Raw genomic sequence first — 17,234 nt, forward strand, 5'->3', positions numbered from 1 at the left:
CCCTCGGGGCCGCTCAGCCCAGCAGGGTGCCGCCGGTGGCGTCGATGAAGGCGCCGGTGATCCAGCGGGCCTCGTCGGTGGCCAGGAAGGTGACCACGTCCGCGACGTCGCCGGCCTGGCCGACCCGCTTGAAGGCCGAGAGCTGCGCCATCTGCTCGACCGCCTCCGGGATGCCGAAGACGGCGCCGCCGTTGTCGGTGATCCCGGGTGCGACGCTGTTGATGGTGATGCCGCGCGGGGCCAGCTGCCGGGCGAGGTGCAGGGTCAGCTGCTCGATCGCCCCCTTGGTCATCGCGTACGCGGTCTGGTCGGGGTTGGAGACCCTGGTCAGGCCGGACGAGATGTTGATGACCCGTCCGCCCTCGGGGATCTGCCCCAGCGCGCGCTGCACGATGAAGTACGGCGCCTTGGCGTTCACCGCGAAGAAGCGGTCGAACTCCTCCGGGGTGAGGTCCTCGGGGGCGACGCCGCTCGCGCTGGTCACCCCCGCGTTGTTGACCAGGATGTCGAGGGTCGTCCCGCCGGTCCGCTCCTTGAGGCCCTTCTCCAGGCCGAGGAAGAGCTCGTGCACGTCGCCGGGCACCCCCAGCTCGGCGCGGACCGCGAACCCGTGGCCGCCGTCCTTCTCGATCAGCTCGACGGTCTCCCCGGCCGCGGCCTCGTCGGCGGTGTAGTGCACGGCGACCAGCGCGCCCTCCCGGGCCAGCCGCACGGCGGTGGCGCGGCCGATGCCGCGGCTGGAGCCGGTGACGAGGGCGGTCTTTCCGATGAGCCTGCTCATGGTGCCTCTCCTGGGTCGAACTCGGTCGGGTGTGAAGTCGGATGGGTGTGAAGTAGGTCCGGTGTGAACCCGGATGGGGTTGGGATCGGTTGGGGTTGAGATCGGTGGGAACCGTTCGTGAGGTCAGGTGCCGTCGCTCGGTGGGCCGCCGTCCGGGGCGGCGGGCTCCGGGTGCCCGAGCCCGCTGATCGCGCGTGCCAGGTGGCGCCGGGCCGAGCCGATCTCCAGCAGTTCGCCGAAGACCGACCGCAGCCCGTCCACCTCCGGGCCGCCGAGCAGCAGCCGGGCCTGGGCCTGGATGTTGGTCAGCGTCGCGGCGCCGATCCGGTGGCGGGTCTCGTGGTAGCTGTCCAGCTGGCCGGCGCCGCCGGCCGCGGCGGGCCGGGCGACCTCCTCGGCGAGCTTGCACCCGAGGTCCGCGGCGTCCTGGAGGCCGAGGTTGAGCGCCTGCCCGCCGACCGGCATCTGCACGTGGGCCGCGTCGCCCGCGAGCAGGATCCGGCCCTTCACGTACCGGGTGGCCTGGCGCCCGGTGTTGTCGAAGGCGTTGAGCCAGACCGGCGTACCGGCGCCGATGTCCTCACCGGTCACCGTGGCCCAGGCCGCGACCACCTCGTCCAGTCCCGGTGCGCCGGTGCGCCGTCCGGGCCGGCTGCCGTGGACGTGCACCATGACCCGGGTGGTGCCGTCGGGCCAGCGGAAGGCCGTGGCCAGCCCGTTCGGGTGCCGCTCGAACCGCCGGTTCGGCACGTCGATGCCCGCGAGGTCGGCCCGGAGCATCTCCAGGGCGCCGTCCTCGCCGTCCATCTCGAACCCGGCCAGCTGGCGCACGGTGCTCTGCTCGCCGTCGCAGCCGACCAGGTAGGAGGCGGTCAGGACGGCCGGCTTCGAGCCGAGTGCGATGAAGCCGGCCTCGACCCGGTCCGCGCGCGAGCGCAGGCCGGTCACCACGTGCCCCCGCCGCACCCGGGCGCCCAGCTCCGTCGCCCAGTCGTACAGGACGGCCTCCAGGTGCGCCTGCGGGCACTTCCACTGGCCGGCGTGGCGGTGGCCGGGGGCCGCCGCGGCCAGGTCCAGCGGCAGGCCGCCGAAGTGGCCCGGCCCGCCGCCCGGCAGGGGGCCGAGCCGCTCCAGCAGCCCGTGCCCGGCGAGGATCTCCATCGTGCGGGTGTGCAGCGTGGACGCCCGGGACTCGGTGGCCGGCTCGGTGAGCTGCTCCAGCACGGTCACCCGCGCTCCGGCCAGGCGCAGCTCACCGGCGAGCAGGAGGCCGACGGGGCCGGCCCCGACCACGATGACGTCGGTGTCCAGTGGGCCCGCCACGGTCAGCGCCGCGCTTCCGCGTACTCCTTGGCGTGGTTCAGCGTGGCGCGGCTGTTGTTGCCGAGCGCCTCGCGGATGAACCGGCGCGCCTCGGGGACGCCCGCCTCCGGGCCGAGCACCTTGCCGATGTTCGCGGCGTCGAGCACGACGGTGTGCTGGGAGGTGGCGGTGGTGACGCCGTCCGGGCCCTCCTCGAAGGTCCAGTAGCCGGTGTGCAGGGCCAGCAGTGCGGGCAGCGTGGTCTGCTTGTAGGCGATCTTGCGGTGCGGGAAGCAGACCCGGACCGACTCGGTGGTGTGGGTCGAGCCGTCCTTGGTCAGGGTGTCCATCCGCAGGGTCTGGAGGCCCGGGGTGTCCTCGATGAGCTCGACCTTGTCGACGTGCGGCAGCCGCTCCGTCCACAGCTGCGCCTCGTTGACGAAGTCGAAGAGGTCCTGGGCCGCGCCCTCCACCCGGACGCTGTCCTCGAAGGAGAGGCTGAGCTCGGCGTCGTGCGCCGACAGCTCCAGGTTGGCCTTCAGGCCCGGGAGTTCGGCCCGGCTGTTGCGGTCCACCGCCGCGTCGATCCAGCTCAGGCCCTCGGGGTTGTCGTCGATCGCGCGGTAGGTGTGCAGCAGGCGCACCCGGGTCTCCCGCTCGCCGAGCGGTTCGATGATCCAGGTGCCGGTCATCTCGGCCACCGGCGGCGCCGGGACCTCCTGCCAGAACCGGATGCGCAGCGCGTCCGGGTCCAGCGTCCGCCGCGAACTCCAGTTCTTGGCCTCGCCGTTGGCGGTGGCCCAGATCCGGATGCGCTCCTCGTTCCCGTCGCGTTCGAGGTAGTCGACGTAGACGGACGGCGGGAAGAGCCGGGGCCAGTTCTCGACTTCGGCGAGCAGCCGGTAGACGTCGACGGCGTCCGCCTGCACGGTGATCTCGTGTTCGACCTCGCGGGTCGTCATGGTCGCAGCTCCGATCGGTGGTGGAGGAAGGGCGGTTGGGGCCGGGAGGCCGGCCGGTCAGAAGTTGCCGAGGCCGCCGCAGACGTTGAGCGCCTGGGAGGTGATGGAGGCGGCGGTGTCGGAGGCGAGGTAGCCGACCAGGCCGGCGACCTCCTCGGGCGAGGAGTAGCGGCCGAGCGGGATCTTGGCCTCGAACTTCGCCAGGATCGCCTCCTCGCTGGTGTCGTAGGCCGTCGCGTAGCCCTGGCGCACCCGCTGGGCCATCGGCGTCTCCACGTAGCCGGGGCAGACGGCGTTGACGGTGATCCCGGTGGGGGCCAGCTCGTTCCCGAGCGCCTTGGTGAAGCCGACGACGCCGTGCTTGGAGGCCGAGTACGGGGCGCCCAGCACCACGCCCTGCTTTCCGGCGGTGGAGGCGATGTTGATGATCCGTCCGCGGCTCTTCTCCCGCAGGCCGCCGGCGTTCAGCACCTCCCGGGTGACCCGGAAGACGCTGTTCAGGTTGGTCTCGATCACGTCGTACCACAGCTCGTCGGGGATGTCCGCGGTCACGCCGCCGCCGCTGCGCCCGGCGTTGTTGACGAGCACGTCGATGGTGCCGAAGCGGTCGACGGCCGCCTGGACGAACGACCTGACCTCCTCGTCGCTGCGGATGTCGACGGCGGCGCCCTCGACCTCCAGGCCCTCGGCGCGCAGCTCCTTGACGGTCGCCGCCACGTTCTCGGCGTTGCGGGCGCCGATGAACACCCGATGGTCCTGGCCGGCCAGCTGCCGGGCGACCGCCAGGCCTATCCCGCTGGTCGCACCGGTCACCAGGGCGACCCGTCCGCCGTTCGCTGTCATTTGCCGTGCTCCTCAGGCGTTCGACGCAGCGGAGAGCTGCGTGTTGACGGTGTCGATGAGACCCCGGGGGGTGGCGGCGTCGGCCACGGCGGAGTCGTCGAGCGAGATGTCGTACTCGCGCTCGATGCGGCCGCTGGTCTCCAGCAGCGCGAGGGAGTCGTAGCCGAGGGCCGTGAACTCGGTGTCGATGATGTCGCCGGTCAGGTCGACGCCGTCTTCGGCGCCGGCCCCCTCCAGCAGGATGCGCCGGAGGTCGTCGAGGGTGAACGGACTGCTGGTGGGCATGGACGGGCCTTTCGTGAGTGGGGGTGTTGTCGGGGCGGGCCCGGGGCGCACGGGGCCGGGCCGAGGTCTCAGCGGCCGGCGGCGCGGACGACCAGGGCCGAGTTGAACCCGCCCTGGCCGCGGGCCAGCACCAGCGCGGTGCGCACCGGCGCGGGGCGCGGGGCACCGACGACCAGGTCGATGTCGTAGGCGTCGGCCGGGGAGGTGCCGATGGTCGGCGGGACGACCCCGTCGCGGATGCTCAGCAGCGCGGCGGCGACGTCCAGGGGTGCGGCGCCCGAGTAGAGGCGCCCGGTCATGGTCTTGGGGGCCGTCACCGGGACCCCGTGCGGCCCGAAGGTCCTGGTGATCGCCTCGGCCTCGACGCGGTCGAGCTCGGGGACCGCGGCGGCGTCCGCGAAGACCACGTCCACCTCCGCGGGGCCGATCCCGGCGTCCCGGAGCGCCTCCCCGATCGCCCGCTCGATGCCCGGCGCCCGCCCGCTGCCCGGCTTGGGGTCCATCGTGGCGGCGTGCCCGGCGAGCTCGCCGTAGATCTTCCCGGCGCCGCGGGCCCGCGCGTGGCCGGCGTCCTCGACGACCAGCAGCGCGCCGCCCTCGCCGGGGACGTGGCCGCGGGCGGCGGGATCGAAGGGCAGGTAGGCGCGTTCGGCGTCCTCACCGGTGGCCAGTCGGCCGCTCGCCAGCTGGGCCACCCACCCCCAGGAGCAGATCGACGCGTCGACGGCGCCGGCCACCACCAGCGAGGTGCCCTTGCGGACCTGGCGCCGGGCGTGGGCGAGGGCGTCGAGGCCGCCGGCCTGGTCGCTGATGACGACGCTGCTGGGGCCCTTCATCCCGTGCCGGATGGAGATCTGGCCGCTGTTGACGGCGTAGAACCAGGCGAAGGACTGGTACGCGGAGACGTACCGGCCGCCCTTGCTCCACAGCTCCTTGAGCTCGTTCTGCCCGAACTCGAAGCCGCCGGAGTGGCTGGCCGTGATCACCCCGGCCTGGTAGTCGGCCAGTTCCGCGGGGTCGATCCCGGCGTCCGCCAGCGACCAGTCGGCGCTGACCAGGGCCAGCTGGGTCATCCGGTCGGTCTGGAGCAGCAGCCTGCCGGGCAGGTGGTCCCGGGCGGTGAATCCGCCGATCTCGCCGGCGAGCCGTGACGGGTAGTCCGTGGGGTCGAAGCGGGTGATGCGTCCGATGCCGCTGCGCCCTTCGAGCGTCGCCGCCCAGTACTCCTCCAGCCCGAGGCCGTTGGGGGCGACGATGCCGAGCCCGGTCACCACCGGGCGGGCCGTCACCGGGCGCTCCGGTCGGGCCGGGCGAGCACCACGGCGCTCTGGAACCCGCCGAAACCGCTGCCGACCGAGAGCACCGCGTCGGTGCGCCAGTCGCGGGCGGTCAGCGGCACGTAGTCGAGGTCGCACTCCGGGTCGGGGTTGTGCAGGTTGGCCGTGGGCGGCACCACGCCGTGCTCCATCGCCAGGACGGAGGCCGCGATCTCGATCGACCCGATGGCGCCCAGCGAGTGACCCACCATCGACTTGATCGAGCTGACGGGCGTGCGGTAGGCGTGCTCGCCCAGGCTGCGCTTGAAGGCGGCGGTCTCGTGCCGGTCGTTCTGCTTGGTGCCGGAGCCGTGCGCGTTGACGTAGTCGATCTCGTCGGGGCCGAGCCGGGCCTCGTCGAGCGCCACCCGGATCGCCTCGGCCATCTCGGCGCCGTCCGGGCGCAGTCCGGTCATGTGGAAGGCGTTGGACCTGGTCGCGTAGCCGGCCACCTCGGCGTAGACGTGGGCGCCCCTGCGGCGTGCGCTCTCCAGCTCCTCCAGGACGAAGACGGCCGCCCCCTCCCCGAGGACGAACCCGGTGCGGCTGGCGTCGAAGGGCCGTGAGGCGTGCTCCGGGTCGTCGTTGCGCGCGGTGGTGGCCTTGATCGCGTCGAAGCAGGCGACGGTGATGGGCGAGATCGGGGCGTCGCTCGCCCCGGCCACCACCACGTCGGCGGCCCCGTCCCTGATCAGGTCGGTCGCGTAGCCGACGGCGTCGATGCCGGAGGTGCACCCGGTGGACACGACGGTGCCGGGACCCTCCGCGCCGACGGCCCAGGCGACCTCGGTCGCGAACGAGCTGGGCACCAGGTAGTTGTACAGGTGGGGTACGGCGTACTCGTGGTCGACGAGGTCGAGGCGGCCGCCGTCGCTGACCGCGCGGTACTCCTGGTCGAGTCCGGTGGTCGCGCCGACGGCGCTGCCGATGGCCACGCCGATGCGGTGCGGGTCCAGGGCGGCGAAGTCCAGTCCGCTGTCGGCGACCGCCTCCCGGGCGGTGACCACCGCGAACTGGGCGGCGCGGTCCATCCGGCGGATCTCCTGCGGGGAGAGCCCGGACAGTTCGGCGTCGAAGTCCGCCTCGGCCGCGATCTGGGAGCGGAACGGCGAGGGGTCGAAGAAGGAGATCCGCCGGGTCGCGGTGCGTCCGTCGGTCAGCAGCTGCCAGAAGTCCTTGGCCCCGATGCCGCCCGGGGCGGTGACGCCGACTCCGGTGATGACGACCCGGCGGCCGGGCGGGCGGCTCACGACGCGCTCCAGTGGTAGAAGCGGCGGGCCATCGCGTCGGCCGGGGAGCGCCAGGTGGCGGGGTCGTAGGCCTCGATGTGCGGTTTGAGGTCCTCGCTGATCCGGACGAACCGGGGGTCGGTCCTGGCGCTCTGGATGCGCCCTCCGCCGTCCTCGCCGTCGAAGTCCTGGAGGTGGAAGTAGAGGCCCCGGTACGAGAAGAGCTCGCGGCGGCGGGTGCCCATGAGGTGCGGCGTCTGCCCGGAGTCGAAGGCTCGGAAGAGCTCCGCGACCTCCTCGGCGGAGCCCGGTTCCATGCGGGCGACGATCAGTGTGCTGTACATCTCTACCTCTCTCGGGATTCGCGTCGGGCGGGACCGAACCAGCGGTCCAGTGCGGTGGGAAGGTCGTGGTGGCTGCCGGGGCCGGCCCAGGCGACGTAGCCGTCCGGGCGGACCAGCACGGCGGTGGTGCCGTCGAGCGGGGTCCCGCCGCCGTGCGGGGTGGCGGTGACGATGTCGATCCGCTCGCGCCAGGGCGCCGCGCGGCGTCGCAGGTGCGGGTTGTCCGCGAGGTCCAGCAGGACGCCGCGGCCGGCGCGGAGCAGCGCGGTACTGCCGACCGCGCGCCCCCGCACGGTCAGTTCCAGGTGCGGCAGCCGCGCCCCGAGCAGGGGGTTGGCGCCCGGCCCGACGTCGTACCTGATCGCCAGCCCGCTGACCTTGGCGGCGAGGTGGCGGCTGACGTCCTGGTAGCCGGTCAGCTCGGCCAGGACGTCGCGCAGCGGCTGCGCCTGCGCGCCGCCGAGGATCAGCCGGCCCTGGGCGGCGGTGTCGGCGAGCAGTTGCCGGCCCACCTCGTGCCGCTCGTCGTGGTACGTGTCCAGCAGTGACTCCGGTGCGGTGCCGTGCAGGACGGCGGCGAGCTTCCAGCCGAGGTTGACCGAGTCCTGGATGCCGGTGTTCATGCCCTGGCCGCCGGCCGGCAGGTGGATGTGCGCGGCGTCGCCGGTGAGCAGGACACGGCCCCGGCGGTACTGGGAGACCAGGCGCGCCGCGTCGGTGAAGGCGCTGACCCAGACCGGTTCGGCGTGCGAGATGTCGTCCCCGGTGAGCCGCTTCCAGGTGTCGGCGACCTCCTGGTAGGTCGGCGGACCGCCGCGCCTGCGGGGCGCCGCGCCGCGCTCGCCGACGATGACGCGGTGGACGCCGCCGGGCAGCGGCGCGGACATCACCATTCCGTCGGACAGCAGCTCGCCGGTCATCCGGGGTCTCACGTCGATGCCCCGGACGTCCGCGAGCAGCAGTTCGGTGGTGGCCGCGCTGCCGGGGAAGTCGAAGCCGCCGGCCTTGCGGACGGTGCTCCGCCCGCCGTCGGCTCCGACCAGGTAGTCCGCCCGCAGGGTGCGTTCCCCGGCCGGGGTCCCGACCCGCACCAGGACGGAGGCGCCCTCCTCCCGGTAGGAGCGGAACTCGTGGCCGCGCCGGATGTCGGCGCCGAGCTCCACCGCCCAGTTCTCCAGGACGGTCTCGGTGACGGACTGGGGCACCGTCTTGGCGGCCCGGTACGCGCCGCCCAGGACGCCGAGGTCGACCGGGACGCCGCCGAAGTGCCCCTGGTCGCTGGTGCCGAGGTCGCCGAAGCGGCGCAGCAGCCCGCGCTGGGCGAAGGTCTCGACGGTGCGGATGGTCAGCCCGATTCCGCGCGATTCCACGGTCCGCCGGGAAAGGCGTTCCAGGACCACGACATCGATGCCCGCCAATCTCAGTTCGCCGGCGAGCACGAGCCCGGCCGGCCCGGCTCCCGCAATGACCACCGAAGCGCTCATTCACCTCTCCCGTTCGAAGCGGCAATCGCGTGTGAACTCTTCCCGGGTTCAGTAATTCACGAGGGTTCGCAATGACCCGGAAAGCTCCGCCCGGGTTTCCGCCGGACACGAAAATCTTCCGCCACGGCCGGTGCAGGATTCAAGCAAAAAAGTCAAGGTTATCTGCAAATACCTGTCAGGGAAACGTCAGGCCACCCCGGGCGGAACCTGTCATTCCGCTGCCGCGGCCGCTGCCGGGAGGCCTCGGGAGCCCCCCGGGAGTTTTAAGGAACCGTCAGGGGAACGGCATGCCCCTTGACGCTCGGCCGCCACTCCGTGCCTGCCAACTAGGCTTATGTGCACGACAGTTGCCAGAACTTTGCAGCAGCGTTAAATGCCTCGCCAGACCTTTGACGCACACCGGAACGGGGCTAACCTGCTCAATGCGATTCGAACGATCTTCACGGGGGCTTGAGAGTCATGCAGGTACTGGTAGCGGATTCCGACACGATCGGGGTCGACGGCCTGAGTGCCGCCCTACGGCGCCACGGATTTGACACCGACCATTGCCGGACCGGAGCCGAGGCGCTCGAAAGGTATCCGAAGTCCGATTTCTTCCTGATCGACCTTGCACTGCCCGATATCGACGGACTGGAGGTCTGCCGGCTGCTGCGGGCCGCCAGTGACATCCCCATCATCGCCTTCACCGAGCCCGGCACCGACCTCGACCGCATCCTGTCCCTCCAGGCCGGCTGCGACGACTGCATGGCCAAGCCGCTCGGCTTCCGGGAACTCCTCGCGCGCATCGAGGCCGTCCTGCGGCGCGCCGGCTCACGGCCGGCGGCCCTCCCCCGGTCGCAGCCGATCGCGATCGGCTCCCTGTGCATCGACCCGGACACCCGGGAGACCCGGATCAACGGCCGGCCGGTCAAGCTGACGCGCATCGAGTTCTCCCTGCTCCACCAACTCGCCTCGAAGCCGCAGACCGTGTTCTCCCGCGCCCAGCTGATGGCCGACGTCTGGGACTACCAGTACGACGGCCGGCCGCTGGGCGCCAAGGCCAGCCGGACCATCGACACCCACGTCAGCGCGCTGCGCAAGAAGCTGGGCGACCCGTGCTGGATCGTCACGCTCCGCGGGATCGGGTTCCGGATGGGGCACGCCTGACCGGCTCCCGCGAACGGGCGGCCACCGGCCGCCCGCGCACGTCCCGGGGCGGCGGGCCCCCGCCGCCCCGCCTCACACCACCTAGCGCCCGAAAGGCCCCGCCCATGCCTGACTCACGCCACCCCGCCGGCCTGCTCACCTCGGCCGTCGTCCTGTCGCTGGCGCTGGCCGCCTGCTCCTCGGCCCCCTCCGACGGCGGCGACCGGGCCGAGCCGCACGCCGGCGGTCACCTGACCTTCGCGCTGGGCTCGGACCCGACCTGCGTCGACCCGCACCAGGCGGTCACCAACGACGCCGTCTACGCCGCCCGCGGGCTGGTGGACTCGCTGACCGACCAGGACCCGGCGACCGGCAGGATCGTCCCCTGGATCGCCGCCTCCTGGGACGTCAGCCCGGACGCGTCGGCGTTCACCTTCCACCTGCGCGACGGCCTGACCTTCGGCGACGGCACGCCCATCGACGCGCAGTCCGTCAAGGAGAACCTCGACGCCGTCTTCCAGCTCGGCGCCAAGTCGATCCCCGGCTCCGGCTACCTCAGCGGCTACCGGAGCACCGAGGTCGTCGACACCCACACCGCCAAGGTCACCTTCGACCAGCCCAACGCCCAGTTCCTCCAGGCCACTTCCACCTCCACGCTCGGGCTGCTGGCCCCGTCCACGCTCAAGCGGAGCCCCGAGAGCCTCTGCGCCGGCCCGCTGACCGGCTCCGGCCCCTTCAACCTGGACGGCTACACGCCCGGGAAGTCGGTGGAGCTGAGCCGGCGCGCCGACTACGCGGGGGGATCCTCCCTGTGGAGACACGCCGGCCCCGCCTACCTGGAGCGGATCAGCTTCACGGTGGTCCCGGAGTCCGGGGTGCGCACCGGCAGCCTCGGGTCCGGGCAGATCCACGCCATCGCCGGAGTCGCGCCGCAGGACGAGGCGGCGCTCAAGGGCCTGGGCGTGACCCTGCTGGCCCGCTCGAACCCCGGCGTGCCCGTGGCGCTGAGCATCAACACCTCCCGGCCCCAGCCGGGCGACATCGCCGTGCGCAGGGCCCTGGAGATCGCCGTCGACCGCAAGGAGGTCGTCGACACCGTCCTGAGCGGCAACTACCGCCCGGCCACCAGCTCGCTGTCCAGCACCACCACCGCCTACCAGGACAACTCCAAGCTCCTGGCCCACGACCCGGCGGCCGCGGGACGGCTGCTGGACGCGGCCGGCTGGACGCCCGGCCCGGACGGCATCCGCGCGAAGAACGGCGTGAAGCTCGACCTCAAGGTCATCCTCGCCACCAACTTCGGCCCCAACAAGTCCGTCCTGGAACTCGTCCAGCAGCAGGTGAAGCAGGCCGGCATCGGGATCACGCTCAGGGTCCTGACCATCCCCGACTACCAACTGGCCCAGAAGAGCGGCGACTACGACCTCGCCTGGGGCAACGGCACCAGGGCCGACCCGGACATCCTGCGCAGCGCCTTCTCCGACAAGCTGCTCAACCTGTCCCACATCCAGGACCCGGAGCTGCAGGCCCTGCTGGACGCGCAGGCCGCCGCGGCCGACCCCGCCAAGCGCGCCGACCTCGTCGCCAGGGCGCAGCGCCGGGTACTCGAACAGGCCTACCAGATACCGGTGTTCGAGATGACGAGCGTGTACGCGCTGAGCACCGGGGTGCACGGCGTCAGCCTCGGCTCCTCCTCCCAGGTGCAGTTCCACGACGCCTGGCTCTCCTGACCGGCCGGCCCCTTCCCGCACACCTCCCCCACCCGGCCTCCCGAAGGCGATGATGAGGAACTATCTCCTACGACGGCTGTTCCAGGCCGTGTTCGTACTGTGGGCCGCCTACACGCTCTCCTTCGGCGTGCTGTACCTGCTCCCCGGCGACCCTGCGACGATCATGGCCTCGGGCGGCGGCGACGCCAGCACCGTCACCCAGGCGCAGATCGATGCGCTGCGCCACCAGTACGGGCTCGACCGGCCGGCCGCCGACCAGTACGCCACCCGGCTCCTGCACGCCGTCCAGGGCGACCTCGGGCGCTCCGTGCAGAGCGGTGTGAAGGTCACCGACCTGCTCGGGCAGGCACTCCCGACGACCGTCCAACTGGCCGCCGCCGCCATGCTGCTGGCGGTGACCCTGGGGACCGCCCTTGCGCTGGCCGGCAGCTGGACCAGGCGCGGCTGGCTGCGCCAGCTCCTCCTCTCGCTGCCGGCGCTGGGGGTGTCCGCCCCGACCTTCTGGGTCGGCCTGGTGCTGGTACAGCTCCTGTCGTTCCGCTGGCGGCTCTTCCCCGCCTTCGGCGACGCGGGGCCGGCCGCCCTGGTACTGCCGTCCGTCACGCTGGCCCTGCCGGGAGCCGCCCTGATCGCGCAGGTCCTGGCGAAGGGCCTGCGGACGGCGCTGGCCGAACCGTACATCCAGACCGCCCTGGCGAAGGGCGCGAGCCGGCGGCGGGTCCTGTTCGGACACGCCCTGCGCAACGCGTCGGTCCCGTCCCTGACGCTGGCCGGCATCATGGCGGGCAACGTCCTGGGCGGCGCCGTGGTCGTCGAAACCGTCTTCGCCCGTGCCGGGATAGGACGCGAGACGGCGGCCGCCGTGACGGCGCAGGACATCCCGGTCGTCCAGGGGGTGGTCGTCCTCGGCGCCGTCACGTTCGTCCTGACCACCCTCGCCGTCGACCTCCTCCAGCCGCTGCTGGACCCCCGGATCACCACGACGACCACGACGACCAGGCCGGCGGTGCGGACATGACCGAACCGACCGTCCCGGACGCGGACGCCCCGGCCTCCGCGGGGGACCTTCCACGGGCCGCCGCCGCGGAGCCTGCGGGGGCGCCGTCCCCGTTCCGCCGCCACGCCCGGTTCTGGCTGCTCCGGCCCGGCCTGGTGCTCTCGGCGCTCCTGGTCGCCGTCCTGGTGACGGCCGCGTTCCTCCCCGGCCTGCTCTCCCCGTACGACCCGCTGGCCGCCGCGCCGCGGGAGAAACTGCTGCCCCCCGGCCCCGGCCACCCGTTCGGCACGGACCAGCTGGGCCGGGACCTCCTCGCCCGCGTCGTGCACGGCGCCCTCCCCACCGTGCAGGCGGCCGTGCTCGCCGTGGCCGTCGGACTGGTCGCCGGCTCGCTGGCGGGGCTGCTCGCCGGCTACCGCGGGGGCGCCGTGGACGACGTGGTGATGCGGCTCACCGACGTCCTGCTCTCCGTCCCCGGCCTGCTGCTCTCGCTCGCGCTGGTGACGGCGCTCGGGTTCGGCACCCTCAAGGTGGCGCTGGCGGTCGGGGTGACCAGCGTGTCGACGTTCGCCAGGATCATGCGCGCCGAGGTGCTGAAGGTCAGGCGGTCCACCTACGTGGAGGCGGCGCGGGCGTCCGGCAACCGGTGGCCGGCGGTGCTGCTGCGGCACGTGCTGCCGAACTCCGCGGGGCCGGTGCTGGTCTACGCGGCCATCGACTTCGGCGCGGTCGTCCTCCAGGTCTCCTCGCTCTCCTTCCTCGGCTACGGCGCGCAGCCGCCCGCCCCCGAGTGGGGCTCGCTCGTCTCGGACGGCCGCAACCACCTCGCCACCGCGTGGTGGCTCACCACCCTGCCGGGGCTCGTCATCGCGGCCACCGTGCTCGCCGCGAACCGCATCGCCCGCTCCCTCGACGGTGAAGACCAGGAGGCACGATGACCGACGGACCGCTGCTGGACATCCGGCGGCTGCGGATCTCCTACCGGAGCAGGGCCGGCACCGTGCCCGCCGTCCGGGGCGTCGACCTGAGCGTGCGGCCGGGCGAGGTCGTGGCGCTGGTCGGCGAGTCGGGCTCCGGGAAGAGCACGGCGGCGCACGCGGTGCTGGGGCTGCTGCCGCGTGGCGGCTCGCTCGACGGGGGCGCGATCGTGTTCGCCGGAACCGACCTGGCCCGTGCCGGGGACGCCGCCCTGCGCGGGCTCAGGGGCCGCGAGATCGGCCTGATCCCGCAGGACCCGATGGTCGCGCTCAACCCGGTGCAGCGCATCGGACGCCAGGTCGCCGAGGTCCTGCTGATCCACCGGCTCGCCGCCCGGCCGGAGGCGGCCCGCCGGGCCCTGGAGCTGCTCGGCGAGGCCGGGCTGCCCGACCCGGAGTCGGTCGCCCGCCGCTACCCCCACGAACTGTCCGGGGGCATGCGCCAACGGGTGCTGATCGCCATCGCGCTCGCCGCCCGCCCGCGGCTGGTCATCGCGGACGAGCCCACGAGCGCACTGGACGTCACCGTCCAGCGGAGGATCCTCGACCACATCGGTGCGCTGACCCGCGAGCGCGGCATCGCCGTCCTGCTGATCACCCACGACCTCGGCGTCGCCGCCGACCGGGCGGACCGGGTCGCCGTCATGGAGCGCGGCGAGGTGGTGGAGAGCGGCCCGGTGCGGCAGGTCCTCGACGCTCCCGCCCACCCCTGCACGCGCGCCCTGCTGGCGGCGGCCCCGGGCGGGAGTCCGACGACGGACCCCGGCCCGGACCGGCCGCGGGCGGCGCTGCGGAGCCGGACGGCGGCCGCCGGGGACGGGGCGGACGGGCCCGGGGACCGCCCGGCCGGCGCGGGGGACCTGCTCCTGGCCGAGGACCTGGTCAAGGAGTTCCCCGGCCACCGGGGCGACCGGCACCCCGGGGCGCGGGCGGTCGACGGCGTCAGCCTGCGGATCGGGCGCGGAGAGACGCTCGCCCTGGTCGGCGAATCCGGATCGGGCAAGTCGACCACCGCGCGCATGCTGGTACGCCTCACCGACCCGACCTCCGGCCGGATCACCTTCGACGGGCAGGACGTCACCCGCCTGGGCGGCGGCGCACTGCGCGGGCTGCGCCGCCGGATGCAGTTCGTCCACCAGAGCCCCTACGCCTCGCTGTCGCCCCGGCTGTCCGTCGCCGAGATCGTCTCCGAGCCGCTGCGCGCCTACCGGATCGGCTCCCGCGCCGAACGCGCCGGCCGGGCCGCCACCCTCCTCGACCGGGTGCGCCTGCCCGCCGCGCTGCTGGACCGGCGCCCCGCCGAGCTCTCCGGCGGCCAGCGCCAACGCGTCGCCATCGCCCGCGCCCTGGCCCTGGACCCGGACCTGCTCGTGTGCGACGAGCCCGTGTCGGCGCTCGACGTGTCGTCCCAGGCACAGATCCTGGACCTGCTCGCGGAACTCCGGGCCGAGCTGGGGCTCGGCCTCCTCTTCATCTCGCACGACCTGGCGGTCGTCCGTCAGATCGCCTCCCGGGTCGGCGTGATGCGCGGCGGGAGGCTCGTCGAGACCGGTCCGGTGGAGCAGGTGTTCGCGTCGCCCTCGCACCCCTACACCCGGGAGCTGCTGGCCGCCGTGCCGGGCGGTCTCGCCCGGTGAGGGCCCCGGCGGCGTCCGCCCTTCGCCGGCCGCCTCCGGGCGCCCGGGAACGCCGGGGACCGGGCCCGGCGGAACACGTCCGCCCGGCCCGGTCCGGGGTCACCCGCCGCCCGTCACCGCGGCAGGTCGGCGAGCAGCTTCTCGGTGATCGTGTGCAGGCGCTCGGCGGCCGCGGGGTCGAACGCAGGGGTGTCGGTGGGCAGTTGCCTGCCCTCCAGGACGGCCGTGAGCCGGGCCGGGGGCGCGTCGAGGTACGGGAGGATCTGCGCGACGGCCAGGGAGACCGGCTTGCCCGACGTCCGCAGCCCGTCGACATGGGCCGCCGTGAAGGCGTCGTACTCGCCGGCGAAGCTGGTGGAGACGACCCCGGGATGGTTCAGCACGTAGTGGACGGGGGTGTCGGCGTAGGCCCTGGTGAAGTGGACGCCGAGGAGGTCGCAGAGCGCCGCGCCGTGGCCGAGGGCGCCCGTGCCGGGGTAGTTGCGGCGCAGCTGCAGGTCGTTCCAGCGGACGGGGCCGGTGAGGCCCGAGCCGCCGAAGTTGAGCACGGTCGCGCGCTCGGCACGGCCGAGGAGCCCGACCAGGCCGTGGCTGAGCAGGTAGCGACTCAGGTAGTAGAGCGCGAAGTTGCTCTCGAACCCGTCCGGGGTCTCCGCCCGCGTCGACCGGTGGTAGCGCGCACCCAGCACCAGGACGTCGACCGCCCGGTACTGCTCCGCGATCCGGTCGATCACGCGGCGGTTCTCCGCGACCAGGCTGAGGTCGGCCTGGAGGAACCGCGCCCGGTCGCCGGCCCCGCGCCGGCCGGCCGACTCCACGAACGCCCGGCCCTTCCCTTCGCTGGTGCCGACGATCAGCACCTCGTGGCCGCGGTCCAGGTAGGTGTCGGCGAGAGCGCGGCCGATGCCGTCGGTCCCGCCCGTGATGACTGCTGTGGCCATGGGTTCCCTCTCGGATGACGGTGGTTCGGGGTCTCCTGCCGACGGCTGCGGCGGGAGCGCCGCCGGCGCCGGCCGCGGTGGTCCGCCCGTGATGCCCGGTACGGCGGTGGTCCGGCGGTGGTGCCCGGTACGGCGGCGGTCCGCCCGTGGCGCCCGGTCCGGCGGGCAGCGCCGCACGCGGGTGTGCCGGGCCGGTGTACGGGCGCGAGCCGGGCACGGGATGCGGGCTCGCCGCGGGCCGGCGGGCGCGCCGGGGATCCGCGCCTTCGTGACCCGGGCGCCGGAGACCTACCCCTTTAGTTTGAGCAATCAAACCATATGGCCGACGATCCGTCACCCGGGCCGGGGCACGCCGGATCGGACGGCCACGCCGGAGCAGGACGGGCCGGAGCAGGACGGGCCGGAGCAGGACGGGCCGGGACAGGACGGGCCGGGACAGGACGGGCCGGAGCAGGACGGGCCGGAGCAGGACGGGCCGGGACAGGACGGATCAGGACAGGACAGGCCGGGGCGCTCCGGGCCGGGCCGGGGCGGATCAGGCGCCCGGTCAGGCCACCGGGTCCGACTCGACCTGGCGGCGGGCGTGGTGGCGCGCGACCCGGTTGCGGTTGCCGCAGGCCGGAGTGCACCAGGCACGCCGCGGATGGTCCTTGACGAAGAACATCGGGCAGCCCTCGGCCGGGCAGATCCGCACCAGCGGCCGCAGCGGACCGCCGAGGACGTGGACGGCGGACTGGGCGATCGAGGCCATGGCCTCGGCCACCGGATCCGTCCCGGTGCCGCAGACGATCTCGATCGACGCACCGCAGTCGAGGACCGGCCAGCGCGGCGACAGCGCACTGGCCGTGTTGATCACCGCACGCGCCGGGCCGGGTATCTGATCGTCCGTCACCACCGCGTGGAGGGCGTCCCGGACGGCGTCCCGCAGGCCGACCAGACGGGCCAGGCCGGCGTCGTCCAGCCCGCCCGCCCCGCCCGCCGCGAGTGCCGGACGGAAGGCGCCGGCCCTGTCCTGCAGCCACTGCGCGGCCGCGGTCCCGTCCCGCAGGTGATCCTGGAGGACACGCCGGTGGGGATAGATCGTGTTGGCGAACTCCACTGCCAGCGGCCCCCCTTGAGCCGTCACCAGGACCAGACCGCCCTCGACCGTCACCACGTCACCCACTCCCTCGGCACTCCCGCAACGGCGCGGCGGCTCCCGGGGCACCTCGCCGATCATTAACAGATTGTAACCAATCGTTGCGTCATCGTCCGGCACGGGCATACTCTCCTAATGGAACG

At 73.5% G+C, this 17,234-nt stretch carries 14 protein-coding genes and 1 pseudogene; 5 read left to right on the top strand and 10 right to left on the bottom strand.

Annotation, left to right across the window (positions count from 1 at the left end; genetic code table 11):
* Window positions 1–13: 13 nt before the first annotated feature.
* From C2142_RS41745 to C2142_RS31565, 8 genes and pseudogenes are all read right to left on the bottom strand, one after another.
* Window positions 14–2,092 (bottom strand): annotated as a pseudogene (locus C2142_RS41745) (SDR family oxidoreductase).
* 14 nt (window positions 2,093–2,106) lie between these two features.
* Complete coding sequence (locus tag C2142_RS31535; RefSeq protein ID WP_148646226.1) at window positions 2,107–3,045, bottom strand: aromatase/cyclase; 939 nt, start codon at window positions 3,043–3,045, stop codon at window positions 2,107–2,109.
* 57 nt (window positions 3,046–3,102) lie between these two features.
* Entirely contained in the window at window positions 3,103–3,888 is a 786-nt protein-coding gene (fabG, locus tag C2142_RS31540; RefSeq protein WP_148646227.1) for a 3-oxoacyl-ACP reductase FabG, read from the bottom strand.
* 12 nt (window positions 3,889–3,900) lie between these two features.
* The gene (locus C2142_RS31545; protein ID WP_148646228.1) at window positions 3,901–4,173 is read right to left on the bottom strand and encodes an acyl carrier protein; all 273 of its coding nucleotides are present in this window, start codon (window positions 4,171–4,173) and stop codon (window positions 3,901–3,903) included.
* A 68-nt stretch (window positions 4,174–4,241) separates the two neighbouring features.
* Window positions 4,242–5,462, bottom strand: a complete 1,221-nt coding sequence (locus C2142_RS31550) for a ketosynthase chain-length factor (RefSeq protein WP_148646229.1) — start codon at window positions 5,460–5,462, stop codon at window positions 4,242–4,244.
* Window positions 5,459–6,739, bottom strand: a complete 1,281-nt coding sequence (locus C2142_RS31555; RefSeq protein WP_148646230.1) for a beta-ketoacyl-[acyl-carrier-protein] synthase family protein — start codon at window positions 6,737–6,739, stop codon at window positions 5,459–5,461. The genes C2142_RS31550 and C2142_RS31555 overlap by 4 nt, the downstream gene beginning before the upstream one ends.
* Window positions 6,736–7,062 carry a TcmI family type II polyketide cyclase gene (locus C2142_RS31560; protein ID WP_148646231.1) on the bottom strand — a complete coding sequence of 109 codons (327 nt, stop codon included), beginning with the start codon at window positions 7,060–7,062 and terminating at the stop codon, window positions 6,736–6,738. Before C2142_RS31560 ends, C2142_RS31555 begins: the two co-directional genes overlap by 4 nt.
* A gap of 2 nt (window positions 7,063–7,064) precedes the next feature.
* Window positions 7,065–8,546: an FAD-dependent monooxygenase gene (locus C2142_RS31565; protein WP_148646232.1), complete on the bottom strand. Its 1,482-nt coding sequence runs from the start codon at window positions 8,544–8,546 to the stop codon at window positions 7,065–7,067.
* Between the two features lie 459 nt (window positions 8,547–9,005).
* Between C2142_RS31565 and C2142_RS31570 the strand changes: the two genes are divergently transcribed.
* The 5 genes from C2142_RS31570 (at window position 9,006) to C2142_RS31590 (ending at window position 15,012) form a co-directional block, all read left to right on the top strand.
* Window positions 9,006–9,692, top strand: a complete 687-nt coding sequence (locus C2142_RS31570) for a response regulator transcription factor (protein ID WP_148646233.1) — start codon at window positions 9,006–9,008, stop codon at window positions 9,690–9,692.
* Window positions 9,693–9,796: 104 nt separating this feature from the next.
* A complete protein-coding gene (locus tag C2142_RS31575) occupies window positions 9,797–11,401 on the top strand; it encodes an ABC transporter substrate-binding protein (protein WP_148646234.1) in 1,605 nt (534 codons plus the stop codon).
* A 52-nt stretch (window positions 11,402–11,453) separates the two neighbouring features.
* Window positions 11,454–12,419 carry an ABC transporter permease gene (locus tag C2142_RS31580; protein ID WP_148646665.1) on the top strand — a complete coding sequence of 322 codons (966 nt, stop codon included), beginning with the start codon at window positions 11,454–11,456 and terminating at the stop codon, window positions 12,417–12,419.
* Window positions 12,416–13,336 (top strand): ABC transporter permease, encoded by a 921-nt coding sequence (locus C2142_RS31585; RefSeq protein WP_148646235.1) that lies wholly within the window; start codon window positions 12,416–12,418, stop codon window positions 13,334–13,336. Before C2142_RS31580 ends, C2142_RS31585 begins: the two co-directional genes overlap by 4 nt.
* On the top strand, window positions 13,333–15,012 hold the full coding sequence (locus C2142_RS31590) for an ABC transporter ATP-binding protein (RefSeq protein ID WP_148646236.1): 1,680 nt from the start codon (window positions 13,333–13,335) through the stop codon (window positions 15,010–15,012). The genes C2142_RS31585 and C2142_RS31590 overlap by 4 nt, the downstream gene beginning before the upstream one ends.
* Before the next feature lie 113 nt (window positions 15,013–15,125).
* Here the strand turns inward: C2142_RS31590 and C2142_RS31595 are convergent, their stop codons facing one another.
* Together C2142_RS31595 and C2142_RS31600 are read right to left on the bottom strand one after the other, a co-directional pair.
* The gene (locus tag C2142_RS31595; protein WP_148646237.1) at window positions 15,126–15,953 is read right to left on the bottom strand and encodes an SDR family NAD(P)-dependent oxidoreductase; all 828 of its coding nucleotides are present in this window, start codon (window positions 15,951–15,953) and stop codon (window positions 15,126–15,128) included.
* Between the two features lie 547 nt (window positions 15,954–16,500).
* Window positions 16,501–17,172: an ABATE domain-containing protein gene (locus C2142_RS31600; protein ID WP_162002600.1), complete on the bottom strand. Its 672-nt coding sequence runs from the start codon at window positions 17,170–17,172 to the stop codon at window positions 16,501–16,503.
* Window positions 17,173–17,234: the final 62 nt, after the last annotated feature.

Origin of the sequence: Streptomyces sp. CB01881 (genome assembly GCF_002953255.1) — a bacterium.
In the GTDB taxonomy this organism is placed as follows: domain Bacteria; phylum Actinomycetota; class Actinomycetes; order Streptomycetales; family Streptomycetaceae; genus Kitasatospora.